This window comes from Mesorhizobium sp. M2A.F.Ca.ET.046.03.2.1 (assembly GCF_003952425.1).
GTDB lineage: Bacteria > Pseudomonadota > Alphaproteobacteria > Rhizobiales > Rhizobiaceae > Mesorhizobium.
The window spans coordinates 4852948-4874467 of sequence record NZ_CP034449.1; the positions used below are offsets into that span (position 1 = coordinate 4852948).

The following is a 21520-nucleotide window of genomic DNA, read 5'->3' on the forward strand; positions in this document are numbered from 1 at the left end:
CAAGGTGCGGTTGCCATGGCGGCCTTATGGGGTTAACGGGTGCGCGACAAAAGCGTGCCTTCGGACAGCAGGGACTGGACTATGGGCAAGGTAACAGGCTTCCTCGAGATCGACCGGCAGGTGCACAAGTACCAGCCGGCCTCCGACCGCATCCGGCATTTCCGCGAATTCACGCTGCCGATGTCGGACAAGGAGGTCGAGAAACAGGCCGCGCGCTGCATGGATTGCGGCATTCCGTTCTGCCATGGGCCGACCGGCTGCCCAATCCACAACCAGATCCCGGACTGGAACGATCTCGTCTACAATGGCGACTGGGATAGCGCGATCCGCAACCTGCATTCGACCAACAATTTCCCGGAATTCACCGGCCGCATCTGCCCGGCGCCCTGCGAGGAAGCCTGCACGCTGAACCTCGAAGACATTCCGGTCGCCATCAAGACGGTCGAGCAGGCGATCGCCGACAAGGCCTATGAGACCGGCCATATCCGGCCCTATCCGCCCGAGAAGAAGACCGGCAAGCGTGTCGCCGTGATCGGCTCCGGCCCGTCCGGCATGGCGGCCGCCCAGCAGCTCGGCCGCGCCGGGCACGACGTGCATGTCTATGAGCGCGAAAGCCGCCCCGGCGGCCTCATGCGCTACGGCATCCCCGACTTCAAGATCGAGAAGCACTATATCGACCGGCGCATCGAGCAGATGCAGGGCGAGGGCGTGACCTTCCATTGCGGCGTCAATGTCGGCGTCGACACGAAGGTGGCCGATCTGCTCGAGGAATATGACGCCGTGCTCTATTGCGGCGGCTCGGAAACGCCGCGTCCGGCCGGCATTCCAGGGGCCGATCTCAGCGGCGTCTACGACGCCATGCCTTATCTGGTGCAGCAGAACCGCCGCGTCGGCGGCGAGCCGATCCAGTCGGTTGCCTGGCCCTCACACCCGATCATCGCCGGCGGCCAGCATGTGGTCGTGGTCGGTGGCGGCGACACCGCGTCCGACTGCATCGGCACCGCCTTCCGCCAGGGCGCGGTGCGCGTGACGCAGCTCGACATCCGTCCGCAGCCGCCGGAGAAGGAAGACAAGCTCTCAGTATGGCCCTATTGGGCGACCAAGATGCGCACGTCCTCCTCGCAGGCCGAGGGCGCCGAGCGCGAATTCCAGGTGGCGACGCTCGAATTCATCGGCGAGGACGGCCAGTTGACCGGCGTGCGCTGCTGTGAGGTGGACGAGAAGCGCAAGCCGATCGCCGGCAGCGAATTCGTCATCCGCGCCGACCTCGCCTTCATCGCCATCGGCTTTGCCGGCCCGGCGGGCGACAGCCTGATGAAGGAGCTGGACGGCAAGATCAAGGTCGTTACCGACAGCCGCCGCTCAAAGAATGTCGAGGCGAACGACAGCGATTACAGGACGAGCGTCGACAAGCTCTATGCCGCGGGCGACGTGCGCCGCGGCCAGTCGCTGGTGGTCTGGGCGATCCGCGAGGGCCGCCAGGCGGCGCGCTCGATCGACGAAGCGTTGATGGGATCGACGGTTCTTCCGCGCTGAGACCGTTTTAAAATTCTACTCCTACGGTCAACTGCCGGCGTTTTCTGCGCTTCCGGTGCTCACGTACGTCAACGTACGCTCCGGTCCGGTTCTCGAAAACACCACCATCTGACTCGCAGGAGCGAATTTCTAAAACGGTCTCCGAGCCGATGAGCTACTGATTGACGCCCGCCGCCGTATCGGGCTGAGCGGCGGCGGTCGGCTTCGGCGGCCAGGAAAAATCGTCGGCGCGGCCGGGTGAGGCGGCCGGCGCCTTGCCTTCCAGGATCAGCTTTTCGCCGGGCAGGTTCGGATCGGCCCTGGCAGGCTGCGCGGCACCCAGCAGTTCAGTGCCGCCGTCGAGCGCGGGATCGCCGAGCAGCATCGGCGCGGTGCGGTCGACGATGATGGGCGCGGCGGCCGGCTTCGGCGCCTCGACCGGAGCGCCGGCCGGCGCCGACACGGTGGTGATGCTTCCCGGCGCCGCCAGTCCGAGGATCTTGGCCAGCGGCTTTTCCGTGTAGAAGGCGAGCTTGCGCTTGCCGGCCTTGGTGACGTTGATGCCGTCGTCGGAGCGCAGGCGCACCGGCTGGCCGTTGATGTCGGGGCCGGAGGTGACGAAAGCGCCGTTCTCATCGACGAAGCCGTCCCAGACATCGACGAACTCGCCGCCATTGCTTTGGGCGACCGAGTGATAGATGTCGTTGAAGGCGAGCATGTCGGAATTCATCTTCGACACACCGAAAGCCGGCATGCCGACCCACAGGAATGGCACCTTGGTCTCCTGAAGAGCCTTGCCCAGCGCATCGGTGCGGCGCTCATATTCCTTGGTCCAGTTCTCCGAGCGCGGCTGCTCGCGCACTTCGCCGACCTTCATCTGCTGCCGGTCGTTGGAGCCCAGCATGACGATCACGACCGCCGGTTTCTCGGTCTCGATCAGCGATTTTATCTGGGCCGGCCAATTGTAGACGTCGTCGCGAACGAAGCCGGAGGAACCGTTGGAGCGGGCGACGATCCTGACGGCGGGATTGTCGGCAAAGGCCGTGTCCAGCCCCTCCGCAAGCCCGCTCGCCAGAAAATCGCCGACCACCAGGACGACGCGAGCATCGTTGGTCTTCTCGACGATCGGCGTTTCGGGCTCCGCCGGCGGGCGTGGCTTGGATTTCTTCTTGGGTTTCGGCCTTGGCTGGACTTCGACGGGCGGCTCGATGCGTTCGCTGCGGCGGGGAAACAGAAGGTCGCGCAGCGACCAGCCGCGGCTTTCCTCCTGCGCGAACGCAGGGGCGTGGAACACGCCGGCGGCGGTGACGACAAGCACGGCAAGGGCGAGAATCAGGATCGGCGCCCGGCGAATACCCTGCCTGATACGCGCGACCGAAACCAAACACCTCTCCATCCCTTGGCGCATGACCAGGCAAACGCGGGAAAGTCATGCGCAAGCCGAAGCGCTACCGCATCCTTGCCGTCTTTGAAAGGATGCCTGGCGCCCTAAAGTGCGTCGCGCTGAAATGGATTCAGTCGACGCGCTTTAAGTCTTTGTTTTGATGCATGTCGTTCCCCCAAAACCGCTGCGCACTTTTGGGCGACATGCATTAGAGCGGCTCTGCTACCGCTTGCGGAGCCATTTGAGCACTTCCAGGCTCGGATAGCCATCCTGGGTCAGGCCAACCTTTGCCTGGTAGGCCATGATGGCGGCCTTCGAGCCGTCGCCGATCTTGCCGTCGAACTTGCCGTCGTAATAGCCGTGCTCGGAAAGCCGCTTCTGCAGCTCCTGCCGCTCCTCGAAGCTGAGCTTGGTGAAGGGCCGCTGCCAGTCCTGCACCAGGCCGGTGCCGCCGGCGATCTCATCGGCCAGAAGCCCGACGGCCAAAGCGTATTTGTCGGCATTGTTGTAGGCCTTGATCACCGAGAAATTCCGGATCATCAGGAAGGCGGGGCCGCCCCGGCCGTCCGGCACTTTCAGCGTCGCCTTGTCGGTCAGGTTCTTGAACGGCTTGCCGCTGGCCCTGACGACGCCGAGCGCCTGCCACTGCGCGATCGTCTTTGCGCCGCCGGGCAGCTTGCTGGCCGGTATGGTGACCTCATAGCCCCAGGTCTTGCCGGCTTGCCAGCCGTTCTTCTTGAGCAGATTGGCGGAAGTCGCCAGCGCGTCGGGGATCGAATTCCAGATATCGCGCCTGCCGTTGCCGTCCATGTCGACCGCATAGCGCTGATAGCTGGTCGGGATGAACTGGGTCTGGCCCATCGCGCCGGCCCAGGAGCCCATCAGATGGCTCTCGTCGATGTCGCCGCTCTGCAGGATTTTCAGCGCCGCGATCAGCTGGGTGCTGGCATATTTCGAGCGCTTGGGATCGCCATAGGCAAGGGTGGCCAGCGAACGGATGACGTTGCGCATGATGTCGTCGCGCTTGAGCGTCTCGCCATAATTCGATTCCATCGACCAGATGGCCAGAAGGATGTTGCGGTCGACGCCGAACCGCGCCTCGATGCGGTCGAGCCATGGCTTCCATTTGCGTGCCATCGCCTGGCCGTTGGCGACCGCCTGGTCGTGCACGCGGTTGTCGAAATAGTCCCAGGCGGGCGCGGTGAATTCGGGCTGGGTGCGGGCTTTTTCCAGCACGACCGGGTCGGGCTCGATGCCTCTCATGGACTGATCGTAGACAGCGCCCGAAACGCCGCCCGCCACCGCGGTGGCGCGGAAGCCCGCGACCCACTGGCGGAACCCGGCATCGGCGAAAGCGGGTCCGGCGGGCATCAGCAGGGCCAAGGTCAGGCCGGCTGCGGTCGCCAGTGCCGTCAGGCGCCTCGCGGTGTTGCGAACGGACATCATTTCCTCCTTCGTCAAATCAGGAAGGATCATTCAACGCCGAACCGGGTTAGTATTTAGTTTACCATAGGCGCCGCCGGGAACGAAAAGAGGTGTCGCGGCTTCTAGCTCTCACATTCAACCTGGACGTCCGATAGCCCAACATTCCGGCGTGAAAATGTTTGGGGGGATTGCGGAGCGTGCCGCCGAGCGGATAATTGGCCGAAAAGCAGGGGTGTCAGCATGAAGCGCGTTCGCAAGGCAGTTTTCCCGGTCGCCGGCCTCGGCACGCGGTTCCTTCCGGCCACCAAGGCCATCCCGAAGGAAATGCTGACCGTCGTCGACCGGCCGGTCATCCAATATGTGGTCGACGAGGCGCGCGAGGCCGGCATCGAGCATTTCATCTTCGTGACCGGGCGCAACAAGGCGGTCATCGAGGACCATTTCGACGTCCAGTTCGAGCTCTACGACACGCTCGCCCAGCGCGGCAAGGACGACCAGCTCGCCCGCCTGCAGCGGCTGCAGCCGGCGCCGGGACAGACGAGCTTCACGCGCCAGCAGGTGCCGATGGGCCTCGGCCACGCCGTCTGGTGCGCCCGCGAGCTGGTCGGTGACGAGCCCTTCGCGCTGCTTCTGCCGGACATGATCATGCAGTCGGAAAAGAGCTGCATGAAAAGTATGGTCGAGCTCTATGCCGAGACCGGCAACAACATCGTCGCCGTGCAGGAATGCGACCCAGCGGAAGCGCACAAATACGGCATTGTCGGGCGCGGCGAGGACACGCATCACGGTTTCCGCATCACCGGCATGGTGGAAAAGCCGAAACAGGGCACCGCCCCCTCCAATCTTTACATCAACGGCCGCTACATCCTGCAGCCGGAAATCTTCGGCATCCTGGAAAGCCAGGAACGCGGCGCCGGCAACGAGATCCAGCTGACCGACGCGATGCTGAAGCTAGAGAAGAAGCAGCCCTTCTACGGCTACCACTATAAGGGCCGCACTTTCGACTGCGGCTCGCCGGAAGGGTTCGTCGAGGCCAATGTCGCCTTCGCGCTGTGGCGCAGCGACATGAACGCAAGCATGGCCGGCGTCATCCGCACGCTGCTGGACGAGGTGCGGCCGGTGGAGCGCCGCGGCGCCGCGTTCTAGCCTCTCGGAACCCCTGAATCTCGGCATAGGCTTGGGCCATTGCCGCTACTCTTCAGCGCTGGACCTTCAGACCAAGATAGACGCTGTTGGCCGTATAGTCGCGTCCAGGCAGGTTGCTGGTCAGCTTCTCCGTCCGCATCCTCGTGGTGAGGCCGGCATAGCGGTTGAGCCACCAGGTCAGTCCGGCTTCGGCGCTCAGGATCAGGTCGTGGCCGTCGGAGCCGGTGTAATCGCGCCAATCGAGGCCAAGCGCCGAGTTCGCCGTCAGGTTGGCGCGGATCTGACGCTCGCCGGTCAAACGACCGGAGTAGAGGATATCGCCGCTCTCGCCGGCCGTCGTTGTCGTCTCGACGTTGGTCTTGCCGGTGAGGCCGATGGTGGTGCCGCGCTCGGGGGACCATTTGAGGTCGGCGTTGATGCTCGGCCCTGCCACCGCCGGCAGGCGGCTGTCGTCGATCGCCTCGCGCAGCCAGCCGACGGCGAATTCGCCTGAAAGTTTCTCGCCCATGTCGAGCTCGAGGCCGGCACGCGCGCCAAGCCTGGTCGAGGACCGCTCGAAGCCGTCGGTGTCGACGCGCAGGTCATAGATGCGCCGCCCGGCCTCGACTTCCGTGAAGGGCGTCAGCGCCGGTGAAATCTGATAGCCGGTGCGCAAGGTGGCCGTGTAGAGCGTGTTGTCGCGATCCTTCTGCGAAATGCTGGTTCCATCCGAGAGCTCGGCGTCGCCGTAAAAATCATGGGAGACCGAGCCGGTCAGCGCATAACGCATCTTGCCGACACTTTTTTCGATGCCGAGGCTGCCGTCCACAGTCTGGCGCAGCGGCTGCTGGGTGACACCGGCGATCGCATCTGGCGAGGAGGCCGATTCCGGCGCTGCCTCGTAGCCGAGCTTGGCGATGGCGCGCAGCTCGTTGTCGAGATCGACATTGAGCTGGCCCTCGATGCGGCCCTGCGCATCGTTGATCTTTTGGCCCGAGACGGTGTTGCGGAACTGGCCGTAACCGGTGATCAGAGCCGAATTCTCGCGCCAGTCGGAGGTCGCGGTGAAACGCAGCGCTGTCTCCGACAGGACGGCCGATTTGCCAGTGCTGCTGGAATCGGCGTTCGACGTGGCGGTGAAGCCTTGCTCCAGCGTCGGACGGAAGACAAAGGTGCCGATCCTTACGCCGGGAGCGGCGAAGGGATCTTCCTCCGGCTTGGCCTTCTGTCCATCGATCGATCCGGTACGCTCCTGGCCCGGGTCGAGCTTCTGCTTGTCGACGCTGTCGATGGTGACGGCGCGGCGGTTGCCGCCGTCGCCGGCAGTCGCTGCAGCATCGGCCTGATCACCGGTGGCGGCGGTTGCGGCGGTGGTCGTGTTGTCGGTTGCCTCGCCCGCCTTCTTCTTGGTCTTTTTCTTATCGGCAGTCTTGGTGCTGGCCTTCGTGTCGGCCTTGGCGTCCTGCGTGCGCTGCCTTGCCGTCGAAGGCCGGCGCGGCTTTGCCGGCGCCGTGTCGGCCAGCGGGTCGTTGGCTGCCGGCGGCTGGTCGAAGATGCTGTCCGACGCACCAGCCGTCTGGTCGTCATCCGGAACCGCGCCTGGGCTTGCCGGCTGATAGGTTGTCGGCGCCGTGTCCTGGACGGCGGCGGGAGCGTTCTGATCCTGCGATCCTTGCGCCCGCAACTGCCTGGCCTTGCGCTGCTGGTCGGCAAGTATGGCCGATTCGGAAACCTCGCCGCGCAGTTCGGTTTCCTGCGAAAATGCAGGCGCCGGGCGCAGCAAGGCAAGCGCGCTTGCCGTCAGCAGTGCTGCAACGGCAATGCCCCTTCGACCGATTTTCGTTTCAGGCTGGCCCCCGGACATCGTCACCACTGCTTGCGCGGCGCGGTTGCGCCATACTTACCGAACCGTAAATGCGGATGGTTAACGGAGGGTTGAGACTGACTGCCTGGGTTGCCCGCAAACGAGGGCAAACGGCAATTCCGTTGGACAGGCGGGCGACATGGCGCTAATGGCTTCTGCCATGCATGCGGGGTCCCCAGAAAGAAAGCAGCCGGACAGGCAGGCTGCGATCGAATCGGCGCTGAGAACGGTGGCGACGGAGCAGGCCGGCATGGCGGCCCTGGCCGCCGCACTCGCAGATGGGCTGGCCGAGCCCTTCGCGGCGGCCATCGACCTGATTTCGCGGATCGCGGGCCGCGTCATCGTCACCGGCGTCGGCAAGAGCGGCCATATCGGCTCCAAGATCGCCGCGACGCTGGCCTCGACCGGCACGCCGGCCTTTTTCGTCCATCCGGCGGAGGCCAATCACGGCGATCTCGGCATGATCGCCCGTGACGACGCCATCATCGCCATGTCGTGGTCGGGCGAAACCAAGGAACTGATGGGCATCGTCGCCTATTCCAGGCGCTTTTCCATTCCCCTGATCGCCATCACCTCGGGCGAGAACTCTGCACTGGCGCGAGCGGCGGACGTGGTCTTGCTGCTGCCGATCGTGCCGGAGGCCTGTCCGCACGGGCTGGCGCCGACGACGTCGACGCTTCTGCAACTCGTCATGGGCGATGCGCTGGCGATCGCGCTGCTCGAGGCGCGTGGCTTCACATCCGATCACTTCCGAACCTTGCACCCCGGCGGGCAGCTTGGCGCCAATCTGACCCTGGTTTCGGAGATCATGCGGACCGGCGATCAGGTGCCGCTTGCTTTGCTCGGCACCAAGATGCCGGAAGCGGTGATGACGCTCTCGCAAAAGAAAGTTGGCTGTGTCTGCATCGTCGATGCCAGCGGCAAACTGGTCGGGATCGTCACCGACGGCGACGTCGCACGCAATCTGCATCGCAATCTCGCCGACGTCACCGTCGATGAGGTGATGACCCGCACCCCCAAGACGATCGATCCGCAGACGCTAGCGGGCACGGCGATCGCCATGCTCAACGAGCACAATATCGGCGCGCTGGTCGTGATCAAAAACAAAATGCCGGTGGGCGTGGTTCACTTCCACGACCTGCTGCGCATCGGCGCAGCTTAACGCGTGAGATTTCAGGCCGAATCGGCCCGATATTTTGATCTGTCTCGGCTCAGATTGCCTCGACAGTCAGCTCCAGATCGGTATCCGCCGCCCCGGTCACGCGCACCTGCGCGCCGACCGGCAGGTCGGGACCGGAGACGCGCCACAGCGTGTCGCCGAGCCGGATGCGGCCGCGGCCGTTCTTGATCGGCTCGGCCAACGTTGCCGTGCGGCCGACCATCTGCGCGCCGCGGCGGTTGAGCAGCGGCTGGTCGACGCTGCCTTGCCGGCTGACGGCGATCTGCCGACCGACATAGGCGGAGATCACGGCCAGCACGAGGAAGGCCAGGACCTGGACCTGCCAGGTCCAGAACGCCGCGTCCCAGATCGCCAGCGACACCGCGCCGACGATCAGCGCCGCGATGCCGATCCACAGCATGAACACGCCTGGCGCCACGACTTCCATCACCAGGAGCACGATGCCGAGAACCATCCAGTTCCACGGGCCGAGTTCCGAAACGATGCGGTCGATCATTGACGGTCTCCCACAGAGTTAGATGATCAGCCGTCGGTCTGCCGCACGATCGGCGGGCGCGAACCCTGGCGCGGCGTGCCCGATGGGGTATCGCCCTTGAAGACTTCGCGGGCGATCTCGCCGATGCCGCCGAGCGAACCGATCAGCGACGAGGCCTCGAACGGCATCAGCACGATCTTGTTGTTGCTCGACGAACCGATCTTGGCCAAGGCCTCGGTGTATTTCTGCGCGACGAAGTAGTTGATCGCCTGCACATCGCCCTTGGCGATGGCTTCCGACACGACCTGCGTCGCCTTCGCTTCGGCCTCAGCCGAGCGCTCGCGCGCCTCGGCGTCGCGAAAAGCGGCTTCCCTGCGGCCCTCGGCTTCAAGGATCTGCGATTGCTTGAGGCCTTCGGCGGCCAGGATCTGGGCGCGCTTGTCGCGCTCGGCCATCATCTGGCGGCCCATCGATTCCACGAGATTGGCTGGCGGGTTGATGTCCTTGATCTCGACGCGGGTGATCTTGATGCCCCACGGATGCGCCGCCTCGTCCACGACGCGCAGGAGGCGCTCGTTGATCGCGTCGCGATTGGAAAGCAATTCGTCGAGGTCCATCGAGCCCATGACGGTACGGATGTTGGTCATGGTGAGGTTGAGGATGGCGTTCTGGAGACCTGCGACCTGATAGGCCGCCTGGGCGGCGTTCAGCACCTGGTAGAAGGCGACGCCGTCGACCCCGACGATGGCATTGTCGCGGGTGATGATCTCCTGCGTCGGGACGTCGAGCACCTGCTCCATCATGTTCATCTTGGCGCCGACGCGCTCGAAGATCGGGTTGATGATGTTGAGGCCGGGTGTCAGCGTCTTGGTGTAACGGCCGAAGCGCTCCACCGTGTAGTTGTAGCCTTGCGGCACCGTCCTGATGCCCTTGAAAAGCAGAATGATGACCAGGAAAACAAGAACAATGATGGCAATATCGAAACCGCTAAAGCCCATTTCGCTTCTCCCTCAAAGGCGGCGACCTCACGGAATCACTTAAGTGTGTTTCCGCAACGTTACAATCAGGTGATCGCCAGAGCCGGATGATTTCAGGCCGGATCGACCTGAAATCATCCGGCTCTGGGTCAATAGAAAGAGCATGATGTGATCCGAAAACCGCTCACACTTTTCGGCATCATGCTCGGATATCGGTTAGCGGCGGGTTTTGCGCACCGTTTCGAGTCTGTCGGTGAAGCCGGTCACACCCAGCCGGAAAGCTCGCGCCGGACCAGCGCCTCGATGACCGCCATGCCCTCGGCGCTATCATTGAGGCAGGGGATATGGGCGAAGTTCTTGCCGCCGGCGTGATGGAAGGTTTCGGCCGCCTCGCGGCCGATCTCGTCCAGGGTCTCGATGCAGTCGACGGAGAAGCCCGGATTGACGACGGCGATGGATTTCACGCCGTCCTTGGCCAGTTTCTCGACCGTGACATCGGTGTAGGGCTGCAGCCATTCCTGCGCGCCGAAACGCGATTGGAAGGTGGTGATGAGCTTCTTCTCGTCCCAGCCGAGCCTTTCCCGCAGCAGCCGCGTCGTCTTGAGACAGTGGCAATGGTAGGGGTCGCCCTTCTCGAAATACGGCTTCGGGATGCCGTGATAGGACGCGATAACGACCTCGGGCTTGAAGTCCAACGTCTCAAGATGCCGCTCGATCGAGTGAGCGAGAGCCTCGATGTAGACCGGTTCATCGTAATAGGGCGGCACGCTGCGGATCGCCGGCGCGTTTCTGATCTTCATCAGCGCGCGGAACAACTGGTCGTTGGCGGTCGCCGTCGTCGTTGCCGAATATTGCGGATATACCGGGAAGGACAGGATACGGTCGCAGCCCTGCTCGACCAGTTTTTGCGCGATGCTTGCGGTCGAAGGATTGCCGTAGCGCATCGCCCAGTCGACCACGACGTTCGACTGATCGGCGAGGGCACTGGCGAGCTTCTCTGCCTGGGAACGGGTGAAAGTGCGCAGCGGCGACTCGTTCTTCTCCCGGTTCCAGATTCGGGCATAGTTGGCGCCGGACTTTTTCGGCCGGGTCGTCAAAACCAGGCCGTAAAGGATCGGGTACCAGATCGCCTTGTTGAGCTCGATGACGCGCGGGTCGGAGAGGAATTCCCTGAGATACCGCCACATCGGCGCGAATTCGATTCCGTCGGGTGTGCCGAGATTGATCAGCATGACGCCGACCTTGCCCTGCTTCACCGCCGGGTGGCCGGCAGGCAGCGGACCAGCGGTCTTCGCGGTCTTGACATCGGTGGGGCTGGCAAGCGTCATCAACGGTCTCCGGTAGCGCCGCGGAAACTAGCGATGCCCTGCCGGTTTTCAATGCTGCGTCTGGCCGCACCTTACCGTGTTTGGCACCGGAAAAGGAACACCCGCCCGTTTCCGGGCGGGTGCCACGAATTCCGGGCTGCCGCTTACTTCGCCGCCGGCGGAATGGTCAGCGTCGCGCCAAGCGGCAGGCGACGCGGCTTGAAGTCCTTGTTGGCCTCGGAGATGAGCTTCCACTTGGTGGCGTCGCCATAGGCTTTCCTGGCCAGGTCCCAATAGGTATCGCCGGCGGCGATGGTATGGCTGGTGTCCGCCGGCTTGGTTTCAGCGGGCTTGGCCGGCTCGGCGGCGGGAGCAGGCGATGCCGGGACGGCCTCGGCAGGCTTTGCCGGTTCCGCCGCCGGCGCCGTCTCAGCCGGCTTCGCGGTCTCGGCGGGAGCCGCCGGAGCGGTTTCAGCCGGAACGGCCGGAGGTGTGCCGGCAATGTCGCTGGAGCCGGAAGGCATAGCCGGCATGGCAGGCTCGGCGTTCGCCGGAGCGGTTTCAGCAGGCGGTTCCGCGGGCTTGGCCGGCTCAGCCGCCGCCGTCGGCGCCGCGATCTCGGTGATGCGGCCGTCGAGCTTGGGCGTGTAGGGCCGATGCGCGCCGAGATAGTCGGCCACGACCTGCTCCAGGCCGGGGCCGTAGTCATAGGCGTCCTTGGCCCCCTCGGCGAAGACCTTGTAGCCGTCGCCGCCCTGGCGGACATAGTTGTTGGTGGCGACCAGATATTGCTTGTCGGGATTGATCGGCGCCCAGGCGCCGTTCTCCATCACTTCGACCGATTTGACGCGGCCGGCATTGGGCGCGACCGACTTGTCGAAGGAATATTTCAGCCCTGCGACCTGCGGGAAGCGGCCGGCGCCGTCCTCGACCTGGCTGAGGCCGCTTTCGAGGCCCGCGACCAGGTCCTTGCCCGAAATCTTGAAGGTCGCCAGCGTGTTCTGGAACGGCAGCACGGTCAGCACCTCGCCCATCGTCACCGTGCCCTGGTCGATCGAGGCGCGCAGGCCGCCGCCGTTCGAGATGACGATCTCGACGCCCTGACCCTTGGTGCGGTCGAGAATGGCGTCGGAGACGAGATTGCCCATCTCGCATTCGCGCGCGCGGCAATTCTCGCGGCTGCCATCGATCGCCTTGGTGGTCTCGGCCACTTCCTTGTTCTTCAGCGCCTCGATCGGCGCGCCGAGCTCCTTGATGCGGGCAAGGACAGTGGGATCGGGCGTGATCGACTTGTCGAGATAGATCGGGGCGCCGCTGGCTTCCTTGACCACGCCGTTGTCGTCGAACACGACCTTGAACTCGCCGAGATATTTCGAATAGGACGCCGCCTGCACCACCGGCACCTTGGAACCGTCCGGGTTATCGACCATGGTCGGGTAGGGGCCTTCGGCCTTCGGGTCGGTGTTGGACAGGAGCGTGTGGCTGTGGCCGCCGACCACCACGTCGATCCCCGGGATCTTGGCGATCACGTCGCGTTCTCGCCTGTAGCCGATGTGGGTGACCGCGATGATCTTGTTGATGCCTTGCGCCTTGAGCTTCTCGACGTCGGCCGTGATCGATTTGACGTCATCGGCGATGGCGATGTTCGGGCCGGGCGAGGCGAGTTCCGGCGTGTCGTTGGTGACGGCGCCGATGATGCCGATCTTCTGGCCGCCGACCTCGACGACGATCGAGGACTTGATCTTGCCCGACGCGCCGGACTTGTCGTTGGGCATGACATTCGCGCTGACGATCGGAAACTTAGCCTTGTCGAGGTAAGGCACCAGTGCTGTCTCGCCGTCGTCGAATTCGTGGTTGCCGAGCGTCACCGCGTCGGGCTTGATCTGGTTGAGGAACTCCTCCTCTACTGCACCCTTGTAAGTGGTGTAGAAGAGCGAGCCCTGGAAGCTGTCGCCGGCATTGAGCAGCAGCACGTTCTGCCCTTCGAGCTTCTTGCGCTCCCCAGCGATCGCGGTGATCAGCCGGCCGGCGCCGCCGATGCATTCGCCCTTGGTCTCCTCTTCGGCGGAACAGGTCGACTCGTATTTGTTGTTGCCTTCGATGCGGCTGTGCCAGTCGTTGAAATGCAGGATGTTCAGCGTGTAGTCGGCAAAGGACACGCCGGCCGACAGGCCAAGCGTCGAAGCGGAAAGGGCTAGGATGGCGGCAATCTTCTTCATCTTCGTCTCCCGGATAAGCTGACTTCGACAGTGCTTAACGCCTTCGCTTGACTGGAAAATAACAGTCAGCCTCGGGTCATGTTCACATCGGGTCCCGGCCGATGCAAGCACAAATCGGGGAGATGTTTGCCGGCACAAAAAAGGACGGCGGTTTGCGCCGCCGTCCTTTTTGGATGGATGTCTGCGAGCCTCAGGCCCGGCGCGTCAGCACGAAATTCTGGCCGCTGGCGCTGGTGCAGTTGAGCTGGCTGATCGAGACCATCAGGCAGTTGAAGCTGACCGGCGTCTGGCGGATCAGCGAGGTGCCGTGGATCTCGACCGAGGTCGGTCCGGTCAAGGTGTAGCTGCCTTCCGACAGCTTCTGGCCGGTGTCAGTGGCAACGGTGGTGAAGCTGCCAGCCGCGAAGGTCGACAGGCCGGTGCCCTTGGCGTCGATCCAGTTGCCCTCGACGCCCTTCGGCGCAGCTGCGCCCGGTGGTTCCGATGGGCCGGTGGTGGTGCAGGCGGCCGCAGCCAGCAGGCTTGCCGCGGCGCCTGCCGAAAGCAGTTTGCGCGCAATGGTCATTCTTGAAAATCCTCTCCTCAGTCCGCACCCTCTCAATCGCCCGATTTCCGGGCGATTGCAAGGCGCTGCCACTGGTCAGTCCCGGCTCTATCGGACCAGAATGTTGCGGAACTGCCACGGGTCGTCCTTGTCCAGGTCCTCCGGGAAGAGGCCCGGGCGGTTGTCCAGAGGAGTCCAGTCGGTATAGTAGCCCCTGACCGGCTCGAGATAAGGCGACTGCACTTCGAGGCAGCGCCGGTAGTCCATCTCGTCGGCTTCCACGATGCCGGCCGCCGGGTTCTCAAGCGCCCAGACCATGCCGGCGAGCACCGCCGAGGTGACCTGCAGGCCGGTGGCGTTCTGGTAAGGGGCGAGCTTGCGCGCCTCGGCCAGCGACAACTGCGAACCGTACCAGTAGGCGTTCTTGTCGTGGCCGTAGAGCAGCACGCCGAGCTCGTCGACGCCGTCGACCAGCTCGTTCTCGTCCAGCACGTGGTGGACCGGCTGCGGCTTGCCGGCGGCGCCGAACATCTCGTCCAGCGACAGCAAGGCGTCGTTGCAGGGATGATAGGCGTAATGGCAGGTCGGACGGTATTGGACCTTGCCCTTCTTCGAGCGCACGGTGAAGAAGTCGGCGATCGAGATCGACTCGTTATGGGTCACCAGCAGGCCGTATTGCGCGCCCGGCGTCGGGCACCAGCTGCGAACGCGCGTGTTGGCGCCGGGCTGCTCCAGATAGATCGCCGCCTTGGAGCCGTGCTTGTGCTTCTTGCCATTCTTCGGCATCCAGTTTTCATGCGTGCCCCAGCCGAGCTCGGCCGGCTGCAGGCCCTCCGAGATGAAGCCTTCGACCGACCAGGTGTTCCAGAACACGTTCATCGGCTTTGGCTTCTTGGTGCGCTGGGTGTCGCGCTCGGCGATGTGGATACCCTTGACGCCGGCCTTCTTCATCAGCCTGGCCCAGCCCTCGCGATCTTCCTGGGCGGGCTCCGAAAACTCGAGCCCGAGATCGGTGGCGAGGTTGACCAGCGCCTTCTTGACGAACCACGAGACCATGCCGGGATTGGCGCCGCAGGTGGAGACCGCCGTCGGGCCGCCGGGCTTGTCCTGCTTTTCCTTGATCATCGCCTCGCGCAGCGCGTAGTTGGTGCGGCTGGCATTGTCGGCCTCGGCGTCGAAATAGAAGCCCAGCCACGGCTCGACGACGGTGTCGATGTAAAGCACGCCGAGCTTGCGGCACAATTTCATCAGGTCGACCGAACCGGTGTCGACCGACAGGTTGACGCAAAAGCCCTGGCCGCCGCCATTGGTCAGAAGCGGCGTCAGCAGCTTCTTGTAATTCTTCTCGGTCACAGCGTCCTGCATGAAGGCGATGCCGCGCTCGTCAAGCAGCTTGCGGTCGGTGTCGAGAGGGTCGATGACCGTCATGCGCGACTTGTCGAACTTGAAATGGCGTTCGATCAGCGGCAGCGTTCCCCGCCCGATCGAGCCGAAGCCGATCATCACGACGGGACCGGTGATTTCACCGTAAACGGGCCAGTTTTCATTCGCCATTTTTTCGCACACTCCTTCAAACACGCGCAAAACCGGGCGCCTTTGGCCCGACGGCCAAGCGCTACACCACAGATCATTGTCATAAACCAGCGAAAAGCGCCAACCGCCGGCTAGGCCGTTCTGGGCGTGTGGTTAAGCCGATCCGGCCATGCGGCCGAGGAGTGCAACCAGCCGGTCGCGGTCGGCAGTCAGGCCCTTGTAGTCGAGCTGTTGCTGGTCGAGGGCCAGGAGCTGCTCCGCGAAGGAGGCCGCCAATGTCGCCCGGTCCGGATGGTCAGCGAGCAGCTTGAGCGGATCGAGGTGGATGCGGATGGTGAAGAGGATGTCGCGCGACACTGGAAGCTTGCGCAGCGTCTGGCGTTCGACGCGGATGAAGGCGTGGGCGTTGACGTCGCCGTCCGGAAAGCGGCTCGGGCGGTTCGTGGCGCGGTCGATGCGCTCGACATTGGAAAGCGGATGGTAGAGCCTGTCATCGGCCTGGATCGACCAGTTGAAGCGCTCGACCGCCTGGCCCTGCAGGCCGTCGAACATGCGGTTGATGAGCTCAGCCGGCCGAGTGCCTGGTCCGAAGCCGGGCACCGGTTCGTGGATCTCCTGCAGCGGCTTGCCGAATTTTTCCCGCAGCGACCACGATGAAGGGAAGCATAGCGAGCCGGCAGCCAACCGCCAGCCGCGTTCGTCGCGGCGCATCAGGATCAGGTCTTCCTGGACAAGCAGCGAGGCCCTTGCCAGCGGTGCCTCGCGCAAGGCAGGAGGCAGCCGGTCGGTCATACCCTCGAACCCGACCGGCTCGACGTCGGCTCCGTTGCGGTGGTGGGTTACGGGATGCGCGGCTTCGAGATGGGCGACGAGCAGGTCGAGCACTTCGCGCTGAGCGTCACGGGTGCAGTCTTCCTCGACAAAGACCCTTTCCGGAATTTCCGCGTAGAGCCGCTGCTTTTCGGCGAGATGGGGCAGCAGGAACTCGTCGACCTCGATCCAGCGGTCGAAGTCGAGCGGCTTCAGCCCGATGCTGAAGAGCTTCGAGGACCCGTCATAGGGTGTATGGGTCGGGTGGCGGATGCCTGTTTGGGTGTTATCCAGTTTGTGTCTCCAGCGTGGTCAGCCAAGCCGCGCCGGGATCAGTCCGCGCAGCGAGTTGCCGACGAAGATCGCCTTCGCCGCCTTCAGGTCGTCGAAGCTGTAGATCGCTTCCACGGCGCGGCCTTCGTCCAGAAGCTCGCCGCGCAATATTCCAGGCAAAAGGCCGCAGTCGAGGCGGGGCGTGGCGAGCGGACCGTTGCCCAAATCGGCGAAGAGATTGGTGATCGTGCCCTCACAGATCTCGCCGCGCTCGTTGGCTAAAAGCACTTCGTCGGCGCGCGTGGCGAGATATTCCGCGCGGGCATGCGTGTAGACCTGACGCAGGCTGGTCTTGTGGCGCAGCATCGTGTTGGTGGAATCGAGACGGATCCGCGCCAACTGCAGCCGCCAGACCTTGTCCACGGGCAGCGGTTCATAGGCTTGAGCGGCAGCCGTCGCTTCGCCATTGCGCCGCAAGGCAAGGCGCACGCGCAAGGCAATCCCGTGTCCGTTGACGGTGTTCGACAGCACTTCGCCGATCCGTTCGGGATCGCAGGCGAAGCCGAGCTCGGCGGCGGACGCATAAAGCCTGGCGAGATGGCGCTCGAAGCGCAGGAAGCCTGAACCCGGCTCCCAGCGCATGGTCTCGATCAGCTCGAAGCCGGCACCGTTCCCGTCGCGAAGCGCGCTTTCAACAGACACTCCCGATACTCCTCCTCGGCTGTGGAATCGAAGACGACGCCGCCGCCGACATTGTAGACGGCCTCGCCGTCGGCAAAGAGCGAGATGGTGCGGATCGCCACCGAAAAACGCATCCTGCCGGCCGGCGCGATCCAGCCGATGGCGCCGCAATAGACGTCGCGCGGCGCGTCTTCCAGCTCGTGCAGGATTTCCATGGCGCGGATTTTCGGCGCGCCGGTGATCGAGCCGCAAGGAAACAGCGCGGCGAAGACCTGGCGGATGCCGATATCGGGCAGCAGCTTCGCCCGCACACGGCTCACCATCTGGTGCACCGTCGGATAGGTCTCGATGCGGAACAGTTCCGGCACCTCCAGTGTGCCGACCTCGCTGATCAGCGAGATGTCGTTGCGCAGCAAATCGACGATCATCCGGTTCTCGGCCTGGTTCTTCTCGTCGTTGCGCAGGAAGGCTTTCAGCCGGGCATCCTCGGCCTTGGTCGCGCCGCGCGGCGCGGTGCCCTTCATCGGATGCGTCTCGATCATGCCGTCGGCGTCGATCCGGAAGAACAGTTCGGGCGAGCGCGACAGGACGATCGGATCGCCGAGCGAGATCAGCGCGCCGTATTTGACCGGCTGGCGCTCGGTCAGCGCGTCGAAGGCGGCAAGCGGATCGCCGGACCATTGCGCGCGGACCGGGAAGGTGAGGTTGCCCTGATAGCAGTCACCCTTGCGGATGTGGTTGTGAAGGCGCGCGAAGCGGCCGGCATAGTCCTCGGCGGACCACGTTGCCCTGGCATCGAAGATCGGGCCGTTGCTGGCGGACGCCCGCGATTGCGGGACCTCTTGCTCGTCGGGCGCATCGAAGACGCCGAGACAGACCAGCGGCGCGCGGCGGCCTTCGGGCAGCAGCGGCACCAGTTTAGGCTCGAGCAGGTAGCCGGCCTCGTAGGAGAAATAGCCTGCCAGCCATTTGCCGGCGTCGGAAGCAGCCTGGGCTCGCTCGAGCGCCGGCGCGAACTCCTCCGCAGTGCGCGCGAGAATGATCTCGTGCGGCCGGTCGAACACCAGCTGACGCGCGCTCTCGTCATTGCGGAATATGGCTGCGGGCAGGGGCATGAGCCTCGGAAGCGGACAATTCAGTCGACCGGTCTATATGGGGGCCCGGGGACGCGCAATCGAGGGAACGGCGTCGAGCGACGCAAAGGCGGCTGGCCAAAATAAAGACGGCGCCCCATGCGGGCGCCTCGTACCAACCAGACGGATATTCAGGTGTTGCTTACGGTACCGGCTGTCGGGAACTGGCGCGCGAACCCGGCCTCGTCGCCGGCGGCCAGTAATTTCGCCTGCTCGATCCATTTCTCGCGCGCGATGCGGCCGTCGAAATTGAGCACCTCCTCGATGCGTTTGACGTCGGCGTCGGTCCAGGCTGCGATCTGGGCGTAGGTGGTGACGCCCTGGCCCTTGAGCAGCGTTTCGTTGACCGGGCCGATGCCGATGAGGCGACGCAGATTGTCGGCTTTGCCGGCCGCGGCCTTCGGCGCGGCAGCTTTCTTGGCGGGAGCCGTCTTCTTCGGCGCGGCTGCCCTGGCCGCGGGCTTCGCTGCCGCGGTTTTCGCGGCCGCCGGCTTCTTCGCGGCGGCGGGCTTCGCCGGAGCGGCCTTCGCGCTCACCGGGGTCGACACGAGCGCCGCTGGCGCCGGCGTGGCGGCCTTGTCGGCGCCGGCCTTGGCGGCAGGCGCGTTACGCAGCCGGCTTTCGAGATTGGCGCGGGCACTGCCGCAGGCATCGAGCTCGCCCTTGAGCCGGTCGTTATCGGCGCGCAGCCTGTCGCGCTCGCTTCGGGTGCGGTCGAGATCGCCACGCAGACTGTCGAGCTCGCCGCGCAGGCGGCCCCAGATGAACCAGCCAGCCAGGATACCCACAACGAACGCCAGGAGCATGTAGAAGAAAGTGCTCATTTCCCTCTCCAGTCCGGTCCGTCGGCCGCGGCTGGGAGGGCACGCTTGCCGTCAAGAATCGTCAAAGGTTCCGTGTTCGGTGGAACCGCCGGCTTCAATCGAGCCATCGGCGTTCGGTCTTGTCCGGACCGACGGCCATCATCGCATTCGCCGTAGCGGAGCGGCAGGCATCTCTGGCCTGCGCGATGCGTCCAGCTGAGCTTGAGGCCGGACGCTATCATATGGCTCGTCGAAAGCCAGTTGAAAATGCGCCGGAGAGTTATTCAAGAACAGCTATTTAGGGCAAGAATAGAGTCCGGCTAATATGCGTCTCGGCTAAACTATAGCTATCGATGCACGCTTCGTTGCTGTTCACTTGTCCAGCGCCTCCAACTCGTCGATCAGCGAACCGATCACGCCAAGGCCGATCTGCCAGAACGCGGGATCGGTGGCGTCGAGGCCGAAGGGAGCCAGGAGTTCGGAGTGATGCTTGGTGCCGCCGGCGCGCAGCATCTCGAAATACTTCTCCTGAAATCCCCGCTCGGCGTTCTGGTAGACGGCGTAGAGCGAGTTCACCAGGCAGTCGCCGAAGGCATAGGCATAGACATAGAAGGGCGAATGGATGAAGTGCGGGATATAGGTCCAGAAGACCTCGTAGCCGTCGCGCAGCTTGATCGCCGGTCCCAGGCTTTCGGCCTGCACCTCCAGCCAGAATTCGCCCAACCTGTCCGAGGTCAGCTCGCCGTTCTTGCGCTCGGTATGCACCTTGCGCTCGAACTCGTAGAAGGCGATCTGGCGCACGACCGTGTTGATCATGTCCTCGACCTTCTGAGCGAGCATGGCCTTGCGCTCGCGTCTGTCACTGGTCTGTTCGAGCAGCGAGCGGAAGGTCAGCATCTCGCCGAAGACGGAGGCGGTCTCGGCCAGCGTCAGCGGCGTCGAGGCCATCAGCGCGCCCTGGCCCGCGGCCAGCACCTGGTGCACGCCATGACCGAGCTCATGCGCCAGCGTCATCACGTCGCGCGGCTTGCCCATATAGTTGAGCAGCACGTAAGGATGCGCCGACGGCACCGTCGGGTGGGCGAAGGCGCCGGGCGACTTGCCCGGCCGCACCGGCGCGTCGATCCATCTGCGATCGAAAAAGCCGCGCGCGATTTCTGCCATGTCGGGCGAGAAGCGCTTGTAGGCGGAGAGCACCGTGTCCCTGGCGTCGTCCCAGCGGATCACCGCCTTCGGCGTCTCCGGCAGCGGCGCGTTGCGGTCCCAGTGGTTCATCACCTCCATGCCGAGCCAGCGCGCCTTCATCGCATAGTAGCGGTGCGACAGCCGCGGATAGGCCTCGCGCACTGCCGCGGCCAGCGCGTCGACCACGTCGCGCTCGACGCGGTTGGCGAGGTGGCGCGAGTCGGCGATATCCTGGAAGCCGCGCCAGCGGTCGGAGATTTCCTTGTCCTTGGCCAGCGTGTTGGTGATGAGGGTGAAGGTGCGCAGGTTCTTGCGGAACGTGGCGGCCAGCGCCTCGGAGGCGCGGCGGCGCACCTCGCCATTCGAATCCTGCAGCCGGTTGAGCGCCGGCTCAAGCGTCAGCTCCTCGCCGTCGACGTCGAAGCGCAGATCGGTCATCGTCTCGTCGAACAGGCGGTTCCAGGCGCCGCGCCCGGTGACCGACTTCTCGTGGAACAATTGCTCCACGCGATCCTCGAGCTGGTAGGGTTTGTCCTTCCTGAGGTCGAGCACCCAGGGCCGGTAGTGGCCGAAGGCCTTGTCGGCGGCCAGAGCGCTTTCGATCGCCGCATCGTCGATCAGGTTGAGCTCGAGCGCGAAGAACAGAAGATGGGCGCTCGCGTCCGTCATCTTTTCCTGGACGTCACCATAGAGCTTGGCGCGCTGCGGATCGGCGGTGTTGCCGGCATAGACGAGGCCGGCATAGGAGACGATGCGGCCGATCAGTTCCTCGAGCGCCTCATAGGCTTGCAGCGCCTCGCCCAGCCGGCCGGCGCCGCCGCGCCCGGCTTCCGTGGCCAGCGTGCCTTTCCAGCGGGTCTCGAAGGCGATGGCGTCGCTGGCCGCTTTGGCGATGTCGCGCTTCAATTCGGGCGCTTCCATGCCGGAATAGAGATCGGCGAGATTCCACTCCGGCAGATCGCCAAGCTCCGCCGCGCCGTGTCCGGACGCTGGCGCCGCAAGCCGATGACCAAATTCCATGCGCATCAGCAATACCTTCTTTGAATCGGTGCCAAATCAGAGGGAAGGAGGAAGCCGGTCAAATCCT

General features: G+C 64.4%; 17 protein-coding genes. 3 read left to right on the forward strand and 14 right to left on the reverse strand.

Features of this window, described 5'->3' with window-relative positions; genetic code table 11:
- Nucleotides 1–81: 81 nt before the first annotated feature.
- Nucleotides 82–1536, forward strand: coding sequence for a glutamate synthase subunit beta (locus EJ072_RS23155; protein ID WP_126081461.1), 1455 nt, complete (start codon nucleotides 82–84; stop codon nucleotides 1534–1536).
- 154 nt (nucleotides 1537–1690) lie between these two features.
- Here the strand turns inward: EJ072_RS23155 and EJ072_RS23160 are convergent, their stop codons facing one another.
- A complete protein-coding gene (locus EJ072_RS23160; protein ID WP_126081462.1) occupies nucleotides 1691–2899 on the reverse strand; it encodes a DUF459 domain-containing protein in 1209 nt (402 codons plus the stop codon).
- 222 nt (nucleotides 2900–3121) lie between these two features.
- Nucleotides 3122–4342 carry a lytic murein transglycosylase gene (locus EJ072_RS23165; RefSeq protein WP_126081463.1) on the reverse strand — a complete coding sequence of 407 codons (1221 nt, stop codon included), beginning with the start codon at nucleotides 4340–4342 and terminating at the stop codon, nucleotides 3122–3124.
- A 222-nt stretch (nucleotides 4343–4564) separates the two neighbouring features.
- On the opposite strand from EJ072_RS23165, the gene galU reads away from it, so the two are divergent.
- On the forward strand, nucleotides 4565–5470 hold the full coding sequence (gene galU, locus EJ072_RS23170; protein ID WP_126081464.1) for a UTP--glucose-1-phosphate uridylyltransferase GalU: 906 nt from the start codon (nucleotides 4565–4567) through the stop codon (nucleotides 5468–5470).
- Nucleotides 5471–5522: 52 nt separating this feature from the next.
- Here the strand turns inward: galU and EJ072_RS23175 are convergent, their stop codons facing one another.
- A complete protein-coding gene (locus tag EJ072_RS23175) occupies nucleotides 5523–7313 on the reverse strand; it encodes an outer membrane beta-barrel protein (protein ID WP_126081465.1) in 1791 nt (596 codons plus the stop codon).
- A 160-nt stretch (nucleotides 7314–7473) separates the two neighbouring features.
- On the opposite strand from EJ072_RS23175, the gene EJ072_RS23180 reads away from it, so the two are divergent.
- Nucleotides 7474–8475 carry a KpsF/GutQ family sugar-phosphate isomerase gene (locus tag EJ072_RS23180; RefSeq protein WP_126081466.1) on the forward strand — a complete coding sequence of 334 codons (1002 nt, stop codon included), beginning with the start codon at nucleotides 7474–7476 and terminating at the stop codon, nucleotides 8473–8475.
- A 49-nt stretch (nucleotides 8476–8524) separates the two neighbouring features.
- On the opposite strand, the gene EJ072_RS23185 is transcribed toward EJ072_RS23180, so the two are convergent.
- The 11 genes from EJ072_RS23185 to EJ072_RS23235 form a co-directional block, all read right to left on the reverse strand.
- Nucleotides 8525–8989, reverse strand: coding sequence for an NfeD family protein (locus EJ072_RS23185; RefSeq protein ID WP_126081467.1), 465 nt, complete (start codon nucleotides 8987–8989; stop codon nucleotides 8525–8527).
- A 26-nt stretch (nucleotides 8990–9015) separates the two neighbouring features.
- Nucleotides 9016–9966 carry an SPFH domain-containing protein gene (locus EJ072_RS23190; RefSeq protein ID WP_126081468.1) on the reverse strand — a complete coding sequence of 317 codons (951 nt, stop codon included), beginning with the start codon at nucleotides 9964–9966 and terminating at the stop codon, nucleotides 9016–9018.
- A gap of 242 nt (nucleotides 9967–10208) precedes the next feature.
- Nucleotides 10209–11273: a ferrochelatase gene (gene hemH, locus EJ072_RS23195; protein WP_126081469.1), complete on the reverse strand. Its 1065-nt coding sequence runs from the start codon at nucleotides 11271–11273 to the stop codon at nucleotides 10209–10211.
- Between the two features lie 143 nt (nucleotides 11274–11416).
- Nucleotides 11417–13471, reverse strand: coding sequence for a bifunctional UDP-sugar hydrolase/5'-nucleotidase (locus EJ072_RS23200; protein ID WP_126081470.1), 2055 nt, complete (start codon nucleotides 13469–13471; stop codon nucleotides 11417–11419).
- Between the two features lie 190 nt (nucleotides 13472–13661).
- Nucleotides 13662–14036 (reverse strand): hypothetical protein, encoded by a 375-nt coding sequence (locus EJ072_RS23205; RefSeq protein ID WP_126081471.1) that lies wholly within the window; start codon nucleotides 14034–14036, stop codon nucleotides 13662–13664.
- 87 nt (nucleotides 14037–14123) lie between these two features.
- Complete coding sequence (locus tag EJ072_RS23210; RefSeq protein WP_126081472.1) at nucleotides 14124–15569, reverse strand: homospermidine synthase; 1446 nt, start codon at nucleotides 15567–15569, stop codon at nucleotides 14124–14126.
- Between the two features lie 132 nt (nucleotides 15570–15701).
- Nucleotides 15702–16631 (reverse strand): DUF3445 domain-containing protein, encoded by a 930-nt coding sequence (locus EJ072_RS23215; RefSeq protein ID WP_126081473.1) that lies wholly within the window; start codon nucleotides 16629–16631, stop codon nucleotides 15702–15704.
- 39 nt (nucleotides 16632–16670) lie between these two features.
- Nucleotides 16671–17333, reverse strand: coding sequence for an aminotransferase class IV family protein (locus EJ072_RS23220; RefSeq protein WP_126081474.1), 663 nt, complete (start codon nucleotides 17331–17333; stop codon nucleotides 16671–16673).
- Nucleotides 17282–18427, reverse strand: a complete 1146-nt coding sequence (locus tag EJ072_RS23225; protein ID WP_126081475.1) for an aminodeoxychorismate synthase component I — start codon at nucleotides 18425–18427, stop codon at nucleotides 17282–17284. The genes EJ072_RS23220 and EJ072_RS23225 overlap by 52 nt, the downstream gene beginning before the upstream one ends.
- A 149-nt stretch (nucleotides 18428–18576) precedes the next feature.
- Nucleotides 18577–19269 carry a proton-conducting membrane transporter gene (locus EJ072_RS23230; RefSeq protein WP_126081476.1) on the reverse strand — a complete coding sequence of 231 codons (693 nt, stop codon included), beginning with the start codon at nucleotides 19267–19269 and terminating at the stop codon, nucleotides 18577–18579.
- Between the two features lie 351 nt (nucleotides 19270–19620).
- Nucleotides 19621–21459 (reverse strand): M3 family oligoendopeptidase, encoded by a 1839-nt coding sequence (locus tag EJ072_RS23235; protein ID WP_126081477.1) that lies wholly within the window; start codon nucleotides 21457–21459, stop codon nucleotides 19621–19623.
- Nucleotides 21460–21520: the final 61 nt, after the last annotated feature.